The following is a 15,003-nucleotide window of genomic DNA, read 5'->3' as shown; positions in this document are numbered from 1 at the left end:
CGCCTCCGTGGACCCCGTAGGTGCCGGGGAGGTCGCCGGGGAGCGCTCCTGTCCTCCATTCGGCCCCGCCCCGCCTGCGTGCCCCGCGAGCGCCTCGGAGCGTGGGGGCATGACCTTCGCCGACGAGTTGAAGAGCGCCGTCACCCCGCGAGCAGCCCTGCTCGTCCTCGGTGTCCTGGCCTTGCAGCTGCTGTTCATCACCTCCTACGTGGGGGCGCTGCACCACCCGAAGCCGACGGACGTGCCCTTCGGAGTCGTCGCCCCCGGCCCCGCGGCCGACAAGACCAAGGACCAGCTGGCGCGGCTGCCCGGCGAGCCGCTCGACCCGCGCGTGCTCAAGGACGCGGCCGAGGCCCGGAAGCAGATCATGGACCGGAAGATCGACGGGGCCCTGGTCGTCGATCCCCAGGGCACGAACGACACCCTCCTGGTCGCCTCCGGCGGCGGCAAGGCGCTCGCCAACGCCCTGGAGACGATCAGTACCGAGGTCGCGGGCGCGCAGAAGCGCACCGTGAAGACCGTGGACGTGGCGCCGGCCTCGGCCCAGGACTTCAACGGCCTGTCGTCCTTCTACCTGGTCGTCGGCTGGTGCGTCGGCGGCTATCTGTGCGCGTCGATCATGTCGATCAGCACGGGCACCCGGCCCGCGACCCCGCAGCGCTCGGCGATCAGGCTCGGGGCCATGGCCCTGCTCTCGATCGCGGGCGGCATCGGCGGCGCGGTCATCGTCGGCCCGATCCTGGGCGCCCTGCCCGGCTCGGTCCTCGGCCTGTGGGGGCTCGGCTCGCTGCTCACCTTCGCGGTCGGCGCGATCACCCTCGCCCTGGCGGAGCTGACCGGCATCGTCGGCATCGGCCTCGCGGTCCTGCTCATCGTGATCGCGGGCAACCCGAGCGCGGGCGGCGCCTTCCCGCTGCCGATGCTGCCCCCGTTCTGGGAGGCGATCGGCCCCGCGCTGCCCCCGGGCGCGGGCACCTGGGTCGCCCGCTCGATCGCGTACTTCAAGGGCAACGCGACCACGGGCCCGCTGCTCGTCCTCTCGGCATGGGCGGTGGCGGGGACGGTGATCACCCTCGTCACGGCCAGGCTGCGGCGCCCGGCCGCGGGCCCGCCCGGCACCTGGGAGCGAGGCCTGAAGCTCCCGTAAAGGGCAGGAAACTCCCGCAAAGGGCGGGAAAGGGGCCTCCCGTAAAGGGCGCGAAAGAGGCGAAGCCTCCAGCTGTCAGACCCTCCTGCGACCCTGAAGAGCATGATCCGCACACTCGCCGTAGAGAACTACCGCTCGCTCCACCAGCTGGTCGTCCCCCTCGACAGGCTGAACGTCATCACGGGAGCGAACGGCACGGGAAAGTCCAGCCTCTACCGGGCCCTGCGGCTCCTCGCGGACTCCGCCCAGGGCGGCGCGGTGGCCGCGCTCGCCCGCGAGGGCGGCCTCCCCTCCGCCCTGTGGGCGGGCGAGCGGAAGGAAGTGACCGCCGCCCTGCGGCTGGGATTCGCGGGCGACGAGTTCGGTTACGCGATGGACTTCGGCGTCCCCCAGTCCAACGGGGCGCAGCCGGGCGGCGCCCCGTCCCTGTTCGCCCTCGACCCGGAGATCAAGCGGGAGTGCACCTGGGCGGGCCCGGTGCTGCGCCCCGCCGCGCTGCTCTGCGACCGCGCGGGCCCGGCCGTGCGCACCCGCACGGCCGACGGCGGCTGGCACCGCTCCCAGGGCATCCGTCCGTACGACAGCATGCTGAGCGAGTTCGCGGACCCCCAGCTCGCGCCGGACCTGCTCAGGCTGCGCGAGCTGATCCGCTCCTGGCGGTTCTACGACCACGTCCGCACGGACGCCGAGGCGCCCGCCCGCGCGGCCCGCGTCGGCACCCGCACCCCGGTGCTCGCCCACGACGGCGCCGATCTCGCGGCCGCGCTCCAGACCATCCGCGAGACCGGTGACGACGAGGCCCTGGACGCCGCCGTGGACGCCGCGTTCCCGGGCAGCCGGGTGCGGATCGCCGACAACGGCGGGCGGTTCGAGATCCAGCTGCACCAGCGCGGCCTCCGGCGCCCGCTGGGCCCGGCCGAGCTGTCCGACGGCACGCTGCGCTATCTGCTGTGGACCGCCGCGCTCCTGACCCCGCGCCCGCCCGCGCTCCTCGTGCTCAACGAGCCGGAGACCAGCCTCCACCCCGACCTCCTGCGCCCCCTCGCGGACCTGATCCTGACGGCCGCCGAGGACACCCAGGTCGTCCTGGTCACCCATGCGCAGGACCTCGCCGACGCCATCGCCGACGGAGCCCGTCTGCACCGCAGGGACGTCAACTCCCTGGAGCTGGTGAAGGAGTCGGGCCGGACCCAGGTGGCGGGCCGGGACAGCCTCCTGGACGAGCCGCTCTGGTACTGGCCCAAGCGCTGACCCCGAAACTCCCCGACAGCAGAGGCGTTCGAGGAGCACCCTCCGGCCAATCCCGCCCCCTCCGCGGGGCGCGCGGCGCGGCGCAGACCCCCCATTCGCAGCCATGCGCCCCGCTTTCCGGCGATCGGGAGATTCCACCCCAATGCCTGCTCCCCGCCGGTCACAGGGGGTGCCCGGCGCCCCGGCGCGTCCGTCGGGGCACACCACTTCACGCCACTACCCTCAGTCCTCAACTAACGACTGAAAGTACGTGCCCGATGTGCTTTCAGGGGCGCCCTGAGCAAGACTCGCTTCCGGTTCCGTTCGTTATCCGAGAAATCAAGCAAGGGAGTGTTCGAAATGCGGTACATCACTGGAGGGATCGCGCTGGGCGCCGCCCTCGCGCTCGGCGGCCTGACCACGTCGGCCATGGCCGGTCCCGCGCCCGAGCCCCCCGCCGCCCGGGGTTACGCGCCCTCCGAGCTGGTGCTCACCATCGGGTACGGCGAGAAGGCCGAGACCGCGAGCATCCAGCGCGCCGTGACGCTCGGCTGTTCCTCCGGCGGCGTCGGAAGCCACCCCGACGCGGCCGCCGCGTGCGACCAACTGCGCTCGGTGGGCGGCAAGTTCGACGCCATCACCAAGAGGTCGTCGACGCGCCCCTGCACCAAGGAGTGGAACCCGATCGTCGTCACCGCCCAGGGCGTGTGGGAGGGCCGCCGGGTCTCGTACGAACACACCTTCGCCAACCCCTGCGCGCTGAACATCGGCCAGGGGCGCGTCTTCGCCTTCTGAGGCCCGCGGGGCCCCGCCGCCCGCGGCCCGTGCGCCTTCCCGAGCCCCGTCACGCCGGGACGAGTTCCCCGCGCGGCGGGGCTCACACGCGTCACGGGCCCGCGAGCCAGCCCCGCAGCGCCGCCTGGGCGCCCGCCTGGAACCGGGTGTCGGCGTCCAGGTCGTCGAGGAGGCGGCTGATGCGGCGGCGCGCGGTGTGCACATGGACGCCGAGGCGGCGGGCGATCGCCTCGTCCTTGAGCCCTCCCGCGAGCAGCCGCAGCAGGTCGCGGTGCTCCTCGGGCGAGCGCCGCGCACCGCCGCCGAGCGGCATCGCCCGCTCCCAGTGCGCCTCGAAGAACGGCCCGAAGACCTGCCGCGCCAGCGTGCCGCGCACCAGCACGGCCGTGCCGTCCCCCTCGGGATCCCCGGCGCCCCCGGCGTCCCCGGCGGGCAGGAGCAGCGCGGCGCGGCCGTCCACGGCGATGAGCCCGGTGGGCAGGTGCGCCGCCGTCCGCACCTGGAGGCCCCGCTCCAGGAGCGGGGGCAGCGGTCCGAGCAGGCCGGGCGGCGCGACACCCTCGCGGGCCAGCACGGCGCGCACCGCGACCCCGCGCTCCAGGAGCGCCGCGACGCCCGCGCCGGGGGGCACGCCGTCCGCCGCCCGGGAGCCGGCGGCCCCCGCCGCCCAGGAGTCGAGGCCCGGCGGCCGGTCCAGGATCAGCACCTGCCGCTCGGCGCGGGCGAGCAGGTGGTCGGCGCGGCGCCGGACCGCGGCCGCTCCCCTGAGCGTCTCGACCGCCGCGCCGGGGCCTGGCGCGCCCGGCGGGTCCGGCTCCAGGCGCTCGGCGATCTCGTCGGCCTCCCGCCGCAGGCGTTCCAACTCCGCCGCCCGGTAGTGCAGTTCCGCCTGTCTTCGGCGGATCAGGGCGCGCACGGCGGGTGCGGGAGGCACCGGCCGCGGCAGCGCGGCCCGCGGGTGCCCCGCGCCGGGCGCGGCCTCCGGCTCCGGCAGGGTGAAGCCGTGCTCCCGCAGCCGCGCGAGTGACCGCTCCAACTCGCCGCGGGTGATCCCCAGTTCGCGCCGCAGCTGCTCCGGGTCCAGGGCCGCCGCGGCCCGGCGCCGCAGCAGCGCCCCGTACACCCGCTCGTCCGACTCCCCCAGGCCCAGGTCGCGCAGCGCGCTCCCCTTGCCGCTCCCCACCATGGTCATGACCGGAAGTCTCACGCCGCCCCCGGGTGCACACAAGTGTGCGGACCCAGTTGTGACCCGTAGTTATTCCTTGATCAACACTCGGGCAACGACTTGCATGGCTAGCGCACGTACATGACGTGCGCTCGGCTGACGTGCGCCTTTCGGCGTGTGGAGGGGAACATGAGCAAGTCACGCAGACGGGCCCGGATATCCGGGGGCGCCGCGCTCCTGGGCGCGGCGGCGCTGCTCGCGTCCGGCGTCCCGGCGGCGCAGGCCGCCGACGAGGTGCCCGGGGGACCGGCCACCGAGGTCGTCCCGGGCACCGGCACCAGGACCCCGGCCCTGGTGGACGGGATCGAGGAGGCCGCCGAGGACTCGGGCAGCCCGGCCGCCGCGGCCCGCGGCCACCTCGCGGCCAAGAAGGACCGGTACGAGATCGCCGACCCCGCACGGGACCTGACGGCCGAGCAGACGCTGAAGCAGGGCGCCGGGGAAACGGTCCGCTTCCAGCAGAAGCACCGGGGCCTGCCGGTCCTGGGCGGCCAGTACCTGGTCCGGATGGAGAAGAAGGACGGCGACCGGGTCGTCACCGGCACCTCCGGCAAGTACTTCACGGGGCTGACCGTGGGGACGAAGGCCCACGTCGCCGAGAAGACGGCCGTCGAGCGGGCCGTGGCGGCGACCGCCGCCGGTGACGGCCGCACGGGCAGCCTGACCAAGCTGACCCCCGAGCCGGCCGCCGCCACGGCGGACGCCAAGGCCGAGAAGCGCACCGCCGAGACCGGCACCCCGCTCTCCGGCTCCTCGCACGGCCTCGTCGTGCTCCCCCGGGGCAAGGGCGTCCTGACGTACCACGTCACGGTCACCGGCACCGACCCCGTGAGCGGTGTGCCGGTCAAGCAGGAGGTGTACGTCGACGCCGCCTCCGGCTTCCCGGTGCTCCAGTACTCGGGCATCCAGTCCATAGCCGACGACGCCGACTTCCCCGGCACCACGGGCAGCGGCGTCAAGCTGGACGGCGAGAAGGTCGACCTCGACCTCACCCACGACGCGGCGTCCGACTCGTACCAGCTGCGTGACCACCGCCGCCAGTGGGACGGCAGCAAGAACGCGCTGACCACCTGGGACGCGCGCGGCGTCGACGCCAACGACGCCTCCGGCAGATGGCCGAGCGGCATCTCCGAAGTGGCCTCCAAGACCAAGGAGTTCGGCAAGGACGCCACCGAGTCGGGGGCCGTGGACGCGCACTGGGCGGCCGGGCAGGTCTACGACTACTACAAGAAGAAGCACGGCCGCGACAGCCTCGACGGCAAGGGCATGGCCATCAACTCCCTGGTGGGCGTGACCGACGGCGGGTTCCCGTTCGTCAACGCCTTCTGGGACGACCAGAAGATGGTGTACGGCGGCGGCGACGAGGAGACCAAGACCCTCTCCGCCGACCTGGACGTCGTGGGCCACGAGATGACCCACGGCGTCGTCGAGCACACCGCGGGCCTCGTCTACGTCGGCCAGTCCGGCGCCCTGAACGAGGCGGTCGCCGACTACTTCGGCAACGCCATCGACGTCAACGCCTCCAAGACCCCGATGAGCGACCCGAAGGCCGCCCTCATCGGTGAGGACCTGTGCCGCACCAAGGCGCCCCAGGACTGCGCGTTCCGCAACCTGAACGACGGGCGGACCACCGCCAAGGACTTCCTCGGCGTCACCATCGGCACCGACAGCGGCGGGGTGCACCTCAACTCGACGATCTTCTCGGGCGCCCTGTGGGACATCCGCGAGGACCTCGGCGGCACCCTGGCCGACCGGATCGTCTACAAGGCGCTCGCCGAGTACCTGACGCCGCTCGACGGCTACACCGACGCCCGCAACGCGGTGGTCGCCGCGGCCAAGGCGCTCGGCGTCAAGGGCGCGAAGCTGCGGTCCGTGAACCGGTCCTTCGACGCGCACGGCATCACCAAGGGCTGGGAGAAGGCCATCGGCGCCGACTCCGACAAGCTCCTCGGGGACGTGAACGCCACCCGCGTCGGCGGCAGGCTGCCGAACACCGGGGCGGGCGCGGGCGGCGGCTGGTGGGCCGCGTCGAAGTCCGACGACGAGGGCCAGGAGGCCTTCTCCGTCTGGGCGGGCCGCACCGACGGCAAGGGCACGAAGAAGCTGATCAGCCCCAACGACGGCCGCTACCACGTCTACCCCGACACCGACGGGAAGACCGTGGCGTGGGTGGCGTACGGCCCCACCAGCGTCGAGGTCCTGTCCCGGCCGCTGACCGGCGGCCCGGTGAAGAAGCTGTGGTCGGCGGGCACCACCGTCGCCAACGTGCACGTCTCGGGCCAGGTCGTGACCTGGCAGGAGTCCAGCCCGCACGGCCAGCAGCGGGTCGCGTACCTGCGCAAGGGCGAGCGCGAGCCGGTGTTCGTGGACGGCGGCCACTACGACGTGGCCACCGCGCTGCCCACCCTCAGCGGTGACAAGCTCGGCTACGCAAAGGTGTACGTCGACAAGGACGGCCACCAGCAGGTCTCCACGGAGATCACGGACGTGCGGACCGGCAAGCAGACCCTGGTCCCGGCCAAGGGCGCCCAGCTCGGCGTCGCGACCCCCGCGATCAACGGCACGTACCTGTACTGGCTGGTCGACGACATCGCCGACGACAACCGCATGGGCCTGCGCCGCGCCAACCTGGACGGCACCGGCCTGACCGACGTCATCCCGGAGAACTCGGCCACCGCGTACTTCTGGAACGTGGACGCCTCGGACACGGCGGTGACGCTGACCCAGTGGCGGCCGCAGCGCGGCTGGAGCAACGGCAACCTCACCAAGCTCGTCCAGACCGACCTGGACGGCAAGGGCCTGAAGCGGGTCTCCTGCAACCGCGGTGAGCAGACCGGCCACGCGGCCGACACCGGCAAGCGCGTGGTGTGGATCGACGGCACCACGGGCCACACGGACCTGGTGACCCGGGCCCGCCCCGCGGGCACCTGCTGACCCCGGTACGCCCCAAGGCGGTGCCCCGCTCCCCTCACCAGGGGGGCGGGGCACCGCCTTGGGGCAGGCGGGTCAGACCACGGCGGCGAGCAGCTCGCGGGTGTACGCGGCGCCCGGCGTGTCGAAGACCTCGTCGCGGGTGCCGGTCTCGACGATCTCGCCGTGCCGCATGACCGCGACCCGGTCGCAGAAGTGCCGCACGACGGCCAGGTCGTGCGAGACGAACAGGAGCGAGAGGCCGAGGTCGTCGCGCAGGTCCATCAGCAGGTTCAGGACCTGCGCCTGCACGGACACGTCGAGCGCGGAGACCGGCTCGTCCGCGATGATCAGCCGGGGGCGCAGGGCGAGCGCGCGGGCGATGCCGATGCGCTGGCGCTGGCCGCCGGAGAATTCGTGCGGGTAGCGGTCCAGGTGCTCGGCGGACAGGCCGACCTGCTCCAGGAGTTCCGCGGCGCGCTCGCGGCGCTCGGCCGCGTCCGCCCGGGTGTGCACCCGCAGCGGCGTGGTGACGATCTCCTGCACGGTGCGCCGCGGGTTCAGCGAGGCGTACGGGTCCTGGAAGACGAGCTGCACCTCGCGGCTCAGCTCACGGCGCAGCGCGGCGGACCCGGCGGCGCCGGAGATGTCACGGCCGTCGAAGCGGGCCGCGCCGGAGGTGGGCCGCTGGAGCCCGGCGAGCACCCGGGCCGTGGTGGACTTGCCGGAGCCGGACTCGCCGACCAGGCCGAGGGTCTCGCCCTCGCGCACCTGGAGGCTGACGCCGCGCACCGCGCGGGCGGGCTCGCGGCGCCGCCCGAGCAGGGTGCGGCCGCCGCCGAACTCCACGCGCAGGTCCACGACTTCCGCGAGCGGGCGCTCGGGCGGCGCCACCAGCGCCCGTGCCGCCGTGCGCGGCCCCGGCTCCGGCTCGTCGACCGTGGGCAGCCGGGTGCCGGGGACGGTGGTGAGCGTGGGGGCCGCGCCGATCAGGGCGCGGGTGTAGGGGTGTTCGGGGTCGGTGAGCACCCGCTCGGTCGGCCCCAGTTCCAGCTGCCGGCTGTGGCGCATGACCAGGACGCGGTCGGTGGCGTGCGCGACGACGCTCACGTCGTGGGTGACCAGGACGACGGCGGTGCCGTGCTCGTGCCGCAGCTCGTCGAGCAGGTCGAGGACCTGGCCCTGGACGCGGGCGTCGAGCGCGGTGGTGGGCTCGTCCGCGATCAGTACGTCGGGGCTGTTGATCAGCGCCATCGCGATCATCACGCGCTGGCGCATGCCGCCGGAGAACTGGTGCGGGTAGTCCCGGGAGCGGGCGGCGGCGATGCCCACCCGCTCCAGCATGTCGACGGCCCGGTCCCTGGCCTCCGCGCGCGCCGCGCCCCGGTGGTGGATCCGGTAGGCCTCGGCGAGCTGGGCGCCCACCGGGTGGAAGGGCGACAGGGCGGCGAGGGCGTCCTGGAACACCATCGCCACCTTCGAGCCGCGCAGCGCGCGCAGCTCGGCGTCGGACGCGCCGACGACCTCCGTGCCGCCGGCCTCGACGCTGCCGGTCACCCGGGTCCGCGCCGGGTCGTGCAGGCCCATCGCGGCCAGGCCCACGGTGGACTTGCCGGAGCCCGACTCCCCCACCAGGCCGAGGACCTCGCCGCGCGCCAGATCGAAAGTGACGCCCTCGGCGGCGGTGACGGCGCCGCGCGGGCCGGTGAACGTCACGCTCAGGTCCCGCACGCGCAGCGCGGGAGCGGTCGTCGCGACAGGAGCGGTCATGCGAGTCTCACCCTCGGATCGAGCCACGCGACCACGAGGTCGGCGACGGCGACGAACACCACGACGAAGAACGCGGCGAGCAGCACGGTGCCGACGACGGTCGGCAGGTCGTTCTGGACGACCGCGTCCACGGCGAGCTTGCCGACGCCGCTGAGCCCGAAGACCGTCTCGGTGATGAACGCGCCGCCGAGCAGCGCGCCCACCTCGAGGCCGAGGAGCTGCACGAGCGGCGCGGCGGCCCCGCGCGCGGTGTACTTGAGATGGGCGCGCAGCGGGCTGAGGCCCTTGCCGCGCGCGGTGCGGACGTAGCCCTCGTGCATGACCTCCAGCATCTGGGCGCGGGAGAGCCGGGCGAAGACGGCCGCGTTGACGAAGCCGAGCACGAGCCAGGGCAGCAGCAGGCCCGCGAGCCAGGCGCCGGGGCCCTGTCCTGGCGAGGTGTAGCCGGGCAGCGCGAACCAGCCGGTCCGGTAGACGAGGAGGTACTGGAGCGCGTAGCCGAGGATAAAGATCTGCACGCTGGCGCCGACCAGGGTGAAGGCGGACAGGAGCCGGTCGGAGAGCTTGCCGCGGCGCAGCGCGGACACGAAGCCCGCGCCGACGCCGACGACGAGGATGACGGCGAGCGCGCCCGCCGCGAGCGAGAGCGTGACCGGGAAGCGGCTGGTGATGGCCGCCCGGACGGGCTCGTGCAGGGCGTACGAGTAGCCGAGGCAGGGCGCGTCGCAGGCGATCGGGGTGCCGTCGACGTCCGCGATGGTGCGGCCCGCGAACAGGCCGCGCACGTAGTCGGCGTACTGCGTGAGGACCGGCTGGTCCAGGCCCATGGACTCACGCACCGCCGCGATCTGGGAGGCGTCGCACTTGGGGCCGCAGGCGATGACGGCGGGGTCGGACGGCGCGGCGTAGAACAGCGCGAAGGCGGTCGCGGAGATCGCGAGGAGCACCACGACCGCGGTCAGCGCCCGTCGGATGACGTAGGCGAGCATGGGTCAGGACTTCTTCAGGTACAGCCACGCGGGGCTGATGGTGCCGTAGATCGGGTGGATGAAGGCGCCGCCGACGTCGGCGCCGCGCACCTGCTGGACGCGCTGGTGCAGGAACGGCACGACCGGCATGTCCTTCATGATCGTGTTCTTCTCCAGGGCGATGAGCGCCTTGGCCTTCCGCGTCGCGTCGGTGATCTTCGCGATGCGGTCGAGTTCCTTGTCGACGACCGGGTTCTTGTACCGCGGGTCGTTGTCGAGGGAGTCACGGCGGCTGTCGAAGCGGTAGGGCACGCCGGTGGCCGGCGTCGGCCAGTCCACGGAGGAGCCGGACATCCACAGGTCGTACTTCGGGTCGGTGCCGCGCAGTACTTCGTTGGTGTAAGCGGGCAGCGGCAGCGGCTTGGTGACCAGTTCGATGCCCGCCTTGGCGAAGGCGTCGACGAGGACCTGCGCCATGCGGTCGTTGACGGCGTTGGACTCGTAGGCGTACGCCAGGCGCTCGACCTTCTTCTTGGCCTTGGCGAGGTGCTGCTCGGCCTTGGCGATGTCGCCCGTGGGCTTGACCGGGTAGGTGTCGTAGCTCTCCCAGCCGACGATGGCGGGCGAGGAGTAGGTGGTGGCGATGTCGCCGACGCGCGGGCCGCCGAGCGCCTGGCGGGCCTGCTGGCGCGGGAAGAGGTAGTGGATGGCCTTGCGGACCTCGGGGTCGGGGACGCGGTCGTTGCGGATGGCCAGGTGGTAGGTGAACGCGCCGCGCCGGCCGTCGACGATCAGGTCCTTCTTCTTCGGGTCGCGCTCGGCCTCGCCGATCAGCTCGGGCGGGAACTCGTTCTTGGTGGTGAGGGTGGCGGCGCCGTCGCCGCGCCCGTTGAGGATCTCCTGAGCGGTGTTGAGTTCCTTCTTCTCGAAGGTGAACTCGAACTTGTCGGCGTACTGGTGGCGGATCGGGTCGTTCTCCGCCTTCCAGTGCGGGTTCTTCTCCAGGGTCAGCGACTGGTTCTGCCGGTGGGAGACGATCCGGTAGGGGCCGGTCGCGAACGGCTTGAGGTCGTAGCGGGTGCCGGTGTCCTTGTCGGGGCGCACCGGCGACGAGGAGGACTGGGCGGCCATGAAGGGCACGTCGGACTGCGGCTCGTGGAAGCGGAAGACGATCGTCTTGGCGTCGGGCGTCTCGATGCGGTCGAAGTCGCCGTCCTTCTTGGGGCCGCCGTAGACCTTGCGCGCCTGGGCGAGGTCGGACTTGCCGGTGAGCCACTGCGGCCAGTAGGGCGGACCGACCTCGAAGCCGGGCGCGAAGGTGCGCTCGATGCCGTACTTGACGTGCTGCGAGGTGATCGGTTTGCCGTCCTCCCAGGCGATGCCGTCCTTGAGCTTGTACGTCCAGGTGCGGCCGCCGTCGGAGGCCTTGCCGATGTCGGTGGCGAGGTCGCCGACGAGCTTGGGCTTGCCGTCGACGACCTGGTACTGGGTGAGCTGGCGGCCCCACAGCAGGGAGGTGTTGTACGCCTCGCCGGCGTAGATCTTCTGCGGGTCGAGGTGGGCGTAGTCGCGCAGGTTGGCGACGTGGATGGTGCCGCCGTTGCGGGCGCCCTCGACGGCGGGCGCGGGGCCGGCGCTGTCCTTGGCGCTGCCCACCCCCGCGACCAGGTCGGCCTCCTGGCGAGGGGCGGCCGTGTCGCTCTTGGACCCCGCCCCGGCCGAGCAGGAGCACAGCACGAGCATGGCGGAAGCGGCGGCGACGGGGACGGCCACGGTGCGCGAACTGATCCTGGGCATGGTGAACTCCATTGCGGATGGTGCGGGTCGGGGGTGGCGCGCGGGCGCGCCGGGGGTCAGCGGCCGGTACGGGGGTCGAGCGCGTCCCGTACGGAGTCGCCGAGCAGGTTGAAGGCGAGGACGAAGAGCAGGATCGTCACGCCGGGGAAGACCATGTAGGTCGGGTCGTCGTAGAAGACCTCGGAGCCGCGGGCGATCATGCGGCCCCAGTCGGGGATGGGCTCGCTGATGCCCACGCCGAGGAAGGACAGGGCGGCCTCGGCGGTGACGATGCCGGGCAGGGCGACCGTGATGTGCACGAGGACGGGGGCCCACACGTTCGGCAGCAGCTCGCGCAGCACGATGTGGCGGCGCGAGGCGCCCACGGCCCGTGCGGCCTCGACGAACTCGCGTTCGCGCAGGGAGCGCACGGTCGTCCTGAGGACCATCGCGAGGGGTACCCAGCCGAAGGCGGAGAAGATCAGCACCAGGACGGTGACCTGCATCCAGGCGGGCTCGTTCTCGCCGGGGTCGACGAAGCGGGTCTGCACGACGGGGCTCAGCGCGAGGAAGAGCAGCAGCGTGGGGAACGCGAGCAGTACGTTGCAGACGAAGGTGAAGACCCGGTCGGCGAGGCCGCTCAGATAGCCGACGGTCACGCCGAGGACGACCCCGAGGACCGCGATGACGGCGATGGCGGCGCCCGCGACGAGCAGCGAGGTGCGGATGCCGTACAGGAGCTGGGTGAACACGTCCCGGCCGAGGCCCGGTTCGATGCCGAACCAGAAGTCGCCGGACATGCCGCCGTTGGGCAGTACCGGAAGGCCCTCGGGGCTGAGCAGGCCCGCCTCGTTCTGACCGTAGTGCTCGGTGGGGTTCTTGCCGTAGAGCGCGGCGACGAGCGGCGCGGCGAGCGCGAGCAGCACGAAGAAGACCACCACGCCGAGCGCGGCGAGGCCGACGCGGTCCCTGCGGAAGGCGCCGACGGCCGCCGCGAGCGGGCCGCGGGGCTCGGTTCGTGGCGCGTCGGCCATGCTGCCCAACTCCTGATGACGTGCGGACGCGGAGGTTTCCCGCGTCGGGGTGCGCATCATTAGAGCCAGCAATACGGCGCCCTTGCAAATCCTCCACGGAAGACATTTCCGGAATGCTGCGGGGATTTACAGGGGCGCAACATTACAGGCACCCGAACAGGGGCCAAACGGGCATCTTGCCCTTACTGAGATACGCGTCACACGCTCGCACTCTGCAAGGCAGAAGCACCTCATGACCTTGCTTCACAAGGCGCACCATCCATACAGCCTTCGCTTTGACCAGTAGTCTACGCGCGTCACCCCTTGTGAATTCAGGGAAGGGGAATTATTCAACCCCCTTGCTCAAACCTGCCCGGCGCACCACCGAAAATGCGGAAGGGCCCCGGAAACCGAAAGGTTTCCGGGGCCTTACGGCCGCCGAACCAGACGTCAGCCGATTTCCGCGCCAAAGGCCTCGAGGGCCTCCGGCACCGGCTGGAAGAACGTCTCGCCGCCCGCGGAGCAGTCACCGCTGCCGCCGGAGGTCAGGCCGAGCGCGGTGTCGCCCGCGAAGAGGGCGCCGCCGCTGTCGCCGGGCTCGGCACAGACGTCGGTCTGGATGAGGCCGTTGACGACGTCGCCGTTGCCGTAGTTCACGGTGGCGTCCAGGCCCGTGACCTTGCCGTCGTGCAGCTGTGTGGTGGAGCCGCTGCGCTGCACCTGCTGGCCGACGGTGGCCGCGCCCGCCTTCGTGATCTTCTGCGTGCTGCCGTTGTAGAGGTTGACCTCGCTCGGGTGGGCGGTGTCGCCGCTGTACTTGACGATGCCGTAGTCGTTGTCGGGGAAGCTGGAGCCCGCGTTCGCACCGATGGCCGGGCCGCCCTGCTTGTCGGACCAGCTGGTGACGGCCTCCGTGCAGTGGCCCGCCGTCAGGAAGTGCGGGGCGCCGTCCTTGACCACGTTGAAGCCGAGGGAGCAGCGGCTGCTGTCGCCGAAGATGGCGTCGCCGCCCGCGATGAGGGGCTTGAACTCCCCCTTGGAGCGCTGGAGTTCAGCCTTGCCGCCGAGCTGCTTCACGACCGCGTCCAACTTCTGGAGCGCGGCGCCCTTCACCGTGCGGTCCGCGGTCACGACGACCTTGTTGGTGGCCGGGTCGGTGGCCCAGGACGTGCCGGGGATCGACGCCTTGTCGCTGAGCGTGGAACGGGCGCTCTTCAGCTCGGCCAGGGAGTTCTCCACGACTCTGGCCTTGGCGCCCGCCGACTCGGCGGTGTCCACCGCGTCCTCGTCCAGGACGTTCACGACGAGCTGCTTGGCCCGGGCGTCGTAGTACGTGCCCGCGGCGTCGGCGCCCAGCTCCTTGTCGAGCGACGAGGCGAGCTTTCCGGCCTGTGCCACCGACAGCGTGTCCGGTGTGGGGGTGGGCTTGTCGTCGCTCGCGTTCGCAGTCTGGAAGGTGACTGCCGCGCCGATGAGGGCGACGGCGCCCGCGCCTGCCACGGCGGCACGCCGCTTGGGTATGCGTCGGTGCTTCAACTCATGTCCTCCTGTGGGGGGTCGGCCCGCTCCGGTGTGGGGACCTCGGCGGCCGGAAAGCGTGAGCGCATGGCGGCGCGGCCCTGGTGAAGCCGCGTCCATGCCAATAGGACGCGGCCCACTATTCCCAGCCTCACAGGCCGCACACAAGGTCGACTTCAGGACGCCCGCGCGGCAACGCGCCCGCGCCCCGGGCCAGTTGACCCAGCGTGGTCACGCCTAGTCGTCCCGTCGCCGGTCCCCGTTGCAAACACCGGGTGCGAGCAGGCGGTGGGCAGCGGGTGAGGACTAGTCCTGTCCGGATTCCGGCGCCTCGGTGGCGCCGGAGGGCCCGGCGGGACCGATGGTTGAAGATTCCACTCCGCTTCCCGGCGGGACGGCGGAGGGCGCGGGCCCCGCCTGCGCGCGCTCCAGGAACCGGAGCAGCTCGACGGGGAAGGGCAGGACGAGGGTGGAGTTCTTCTCGGCTGCGACGGCCACGACGGTCTGGAGCAGGCGTAGTTGGAGGGCGGCGGGCTGTTCGGACATCTCCTTGGCGGCTTCGGAGAGTTTCTTGGAGGCCTGGAGTTCGGCGTCGGCGTTGATGACGCGGGCGCGGCGTTCGCGGTCGGCCTCGGCCTGGCGGGCCATGGA

Annotated in this window: 10 protein-coding genes and 1 pseudogene; 4 read left to right on the top strand and 7 right to left on the bottom strand. The window is 72.4% G+C overall.

Going from position 1 to position 15,003, the window contains the following annotated elements:
- Positions 1-109 precede the first annotated feature (109 nt).
- From AC07GB_RS32005 to AC07GB_RS31995, 3 genes are all read left to right on the top strand, one after another.
- A complete protein-coding gene (locus tag AC07GB_RS32005) occupies positions 110-1,147 on the top strand; it encodes an ABC-2 transporter permease (protein WP_478851586.1) in 1,038 nt (345 codons plus the stop codon).
- A gap of 102 nt (positions 1,148-1,249) precedes the next feature.
- Entirely contained in the window at positions 1,250-2,398 is a 1,149-nt protein-coding gene (locus AC07GB_RS32000; protein ID WP_478851584.1) for an AAA family ATPase, read from the top strand.
- 339 nt (positions 2,399-2,737) lie between these two features.
- Positions 2,738-3,172, top strand: coding sequence for a subtilase-type protease inhibitor (locus AC07GB_RS31995; RefSeq protein ID WP_478851582.1), 435 nt, complete (start codon positions 2,738-2,740; stop codon positions 3,170-3,172).
- Between the two features lie 91 nt (positions 3,173-3,263).
- Here the strand turns inward: AC07GB_RS31995 and AC07GB_RS31990 are convergent, their stop codons facing one another.
- A complete protein-coding gene (locus AC07GB_RS31990; protein ID WP_478851580.1) occupies positions 3,264-4,364 on the bottom strand; it encodes a helix-turn-helix domain-containing protein in 1,101 nt (366 codons plus the stop codon).
- A gap of 162 nt (positions 4,365-4,526) precedes the next feature.
- Here AC07GB_RS31990 and AC07GB_RS31985 point away from each other — a divergent pair, with 162 nt between their 5' ends.
- Positions 4,527-7,331 (top strand): M4 family metallopeptidase, encoded by a 2,805-nt coding sequence (locus AC07GB_RS31985; RefSeq protein WP_478851578.1) that lies wholly within the window; start codon positions 4,527-4,529, stop codon positions 7,329-7,331.
- A 72-nt stretch (positions 7,332-7,403) separates the two neighbouring features.
- Here AC07GB_RS31985 and AC07GB_RS31980 read toward each other — a convergent pair whose 3' ends face one another.
- The 6 genes and pseudogenes from AC07GB_RS31980 to AC07GB_RS31955 all read right to left on the bottom strand — a co-directional run.
- Positions 7,404-9,077: a dipeptide ABC transporter ATP-binding protein gene (locus AC07GB_RS31980; protein WP_478851576.1), complete on the bottom strand. Its 1,674-nt coding sequence runs from the start codon at positions 9,075-9,077 to the stop codon at positions 7,404-7,406.
- The gene (locus AC07GB_RS31975; RefSeq protein ID WP_478851574.1) at positions 9,074-10,066 is read right to left on the bottom strand and encodes an ABC transporter permease; all 993 of its coding nucleotides are present in this window, start codon (positions 10,064-10,066) and stop codon (positions 9,074-9,076) included. The genes AC07GB_RS31980 and AC07GB_RS31975 overlap by 4 nt, the downstream gene beginning before the upstream one ends.
- 3 nt (positions 10,067-10,069) lie before the next feature.
- The gene (locus AC07GB_RS31970) at positions 10,070-11,842 is read right to left on the bottom strand and encodes an ABC transporter substrate-binding protein (protein ID WP_478851572.1); all 1,773 of its coding nucleotides are present in this window, start codon (positions 11,840-11,842) and stop codon (positions 10,070-10,072) included.
- Between the two features lie 56 nt (positions 11,843-11,898).
- Positions 11,899-12,855, bottom strand: coding sequence for an ABC transporter permease (locus tag AC07GB_RS31965; protein ID WP_478851570.1), 957 nt, complete (start codon positions 12,853-12,855; stop codon positions 11,899-11,901).
- Positions 12,856-13,284: 429 nt separating this feature from the next.
- On the bottom strand, positions 13,285-14,370 hold the full coding sequence (locus tag AC07GB_RS31960) for a S1 family peptidase (RefSeq protein ID WP_478851568.1): 1,086 nt from the start codon (positions 14,368-14,370) through the stop codon (positions 13,285-13,287).
- Positions 14,371-14,658: 288 nt separating this feature from the next.
- Positions 14,659-15,003 (bottom strand): annotated as a pseudogene (locus AC07GB_RS31955) (slipin family protein); the annotation flags it as partial.

The sequence above is a fragment of the Streptomyces sp. NPDC045778 genome (assembly GCF_056431945.1).
Note: the sequence above shows the minus strand (reverse complement) of the source record. Positions and strands in the feature narration are given on the sequence as shown.

What these genes read in the sequence shown, in the direction of transcription:
- AC07GB_RS32005 (WP_478851586.1), top strand. Translation starts at nt 110, where the DNA reads ATGACCTTCGCCGACGAGTTGAAGAGCGCCGTCACCCCGCGAGCAGCC.
- AC07GB_RS32000 (WP_478851584.1), top strand. Translation starts at nt 1,250, where the DNA reads ATGATCCGCACACTCGCCGTAGAGAACTACCGCTCGCTCCACCAGCTG.
- AC07GB_RS31995 (WP_478851582.1), top strand. Translation starts at nt 2,738, where the DNA reads ATGCGGTACATCACTGGAGGGATCGCGCTGGGCGCCGCCCTCGCGCTC.
- AC07GB_RS31990 (WP_478851580.1), bottom strand. Translation starts at nt 4,364, where the DNA reads ATGACCATGGTGGGGAGCGGCAAGGGGAGCGCGCTGCGCGACCTGGGC.
- AC07GB_RS31985 (WP_478851578.1), top strand. Translation starts at nt 4,527, where the DNA reads ATGAGCAAGTCACGCAGACGGGCCCGGATATCCGGGGGCGCCGCGCTC.
- AC07GB_RS31980 (WP_478851576.1), bottom strand. Translation starts at nt 9,077, where the DNA reads ATGACCGCTCCTGTCGCGACGACCGCTCCCGCGCTGCGCGTGCGGGAC.
- AC07GB_RS31975 (WP_478851574.1), bottom strand. Translation starts at nt 10,066, where the DNA reads ATGCTCGCCTACGTCATCCGACGGGCGCTGACCGCGGTCGTGGTGCTC.
- AC07GB_RS31970 (WP_478851572.1), bottom strand. Translation starts at nt 11,842, where the DNA reads ATGCCCAGGATCAGTTCGCGCACCGTGGCCGTCCCCGTCGCCGCCGCT.
- AC07GB_RS31965 (WP_478851570.1), bottom strand. Translation starts at nt 12,855, where the DNA reads ATGGCCGACGCGCCACGAACCGAGCCCCGCGGCCCGCTCGCGGCGGCC.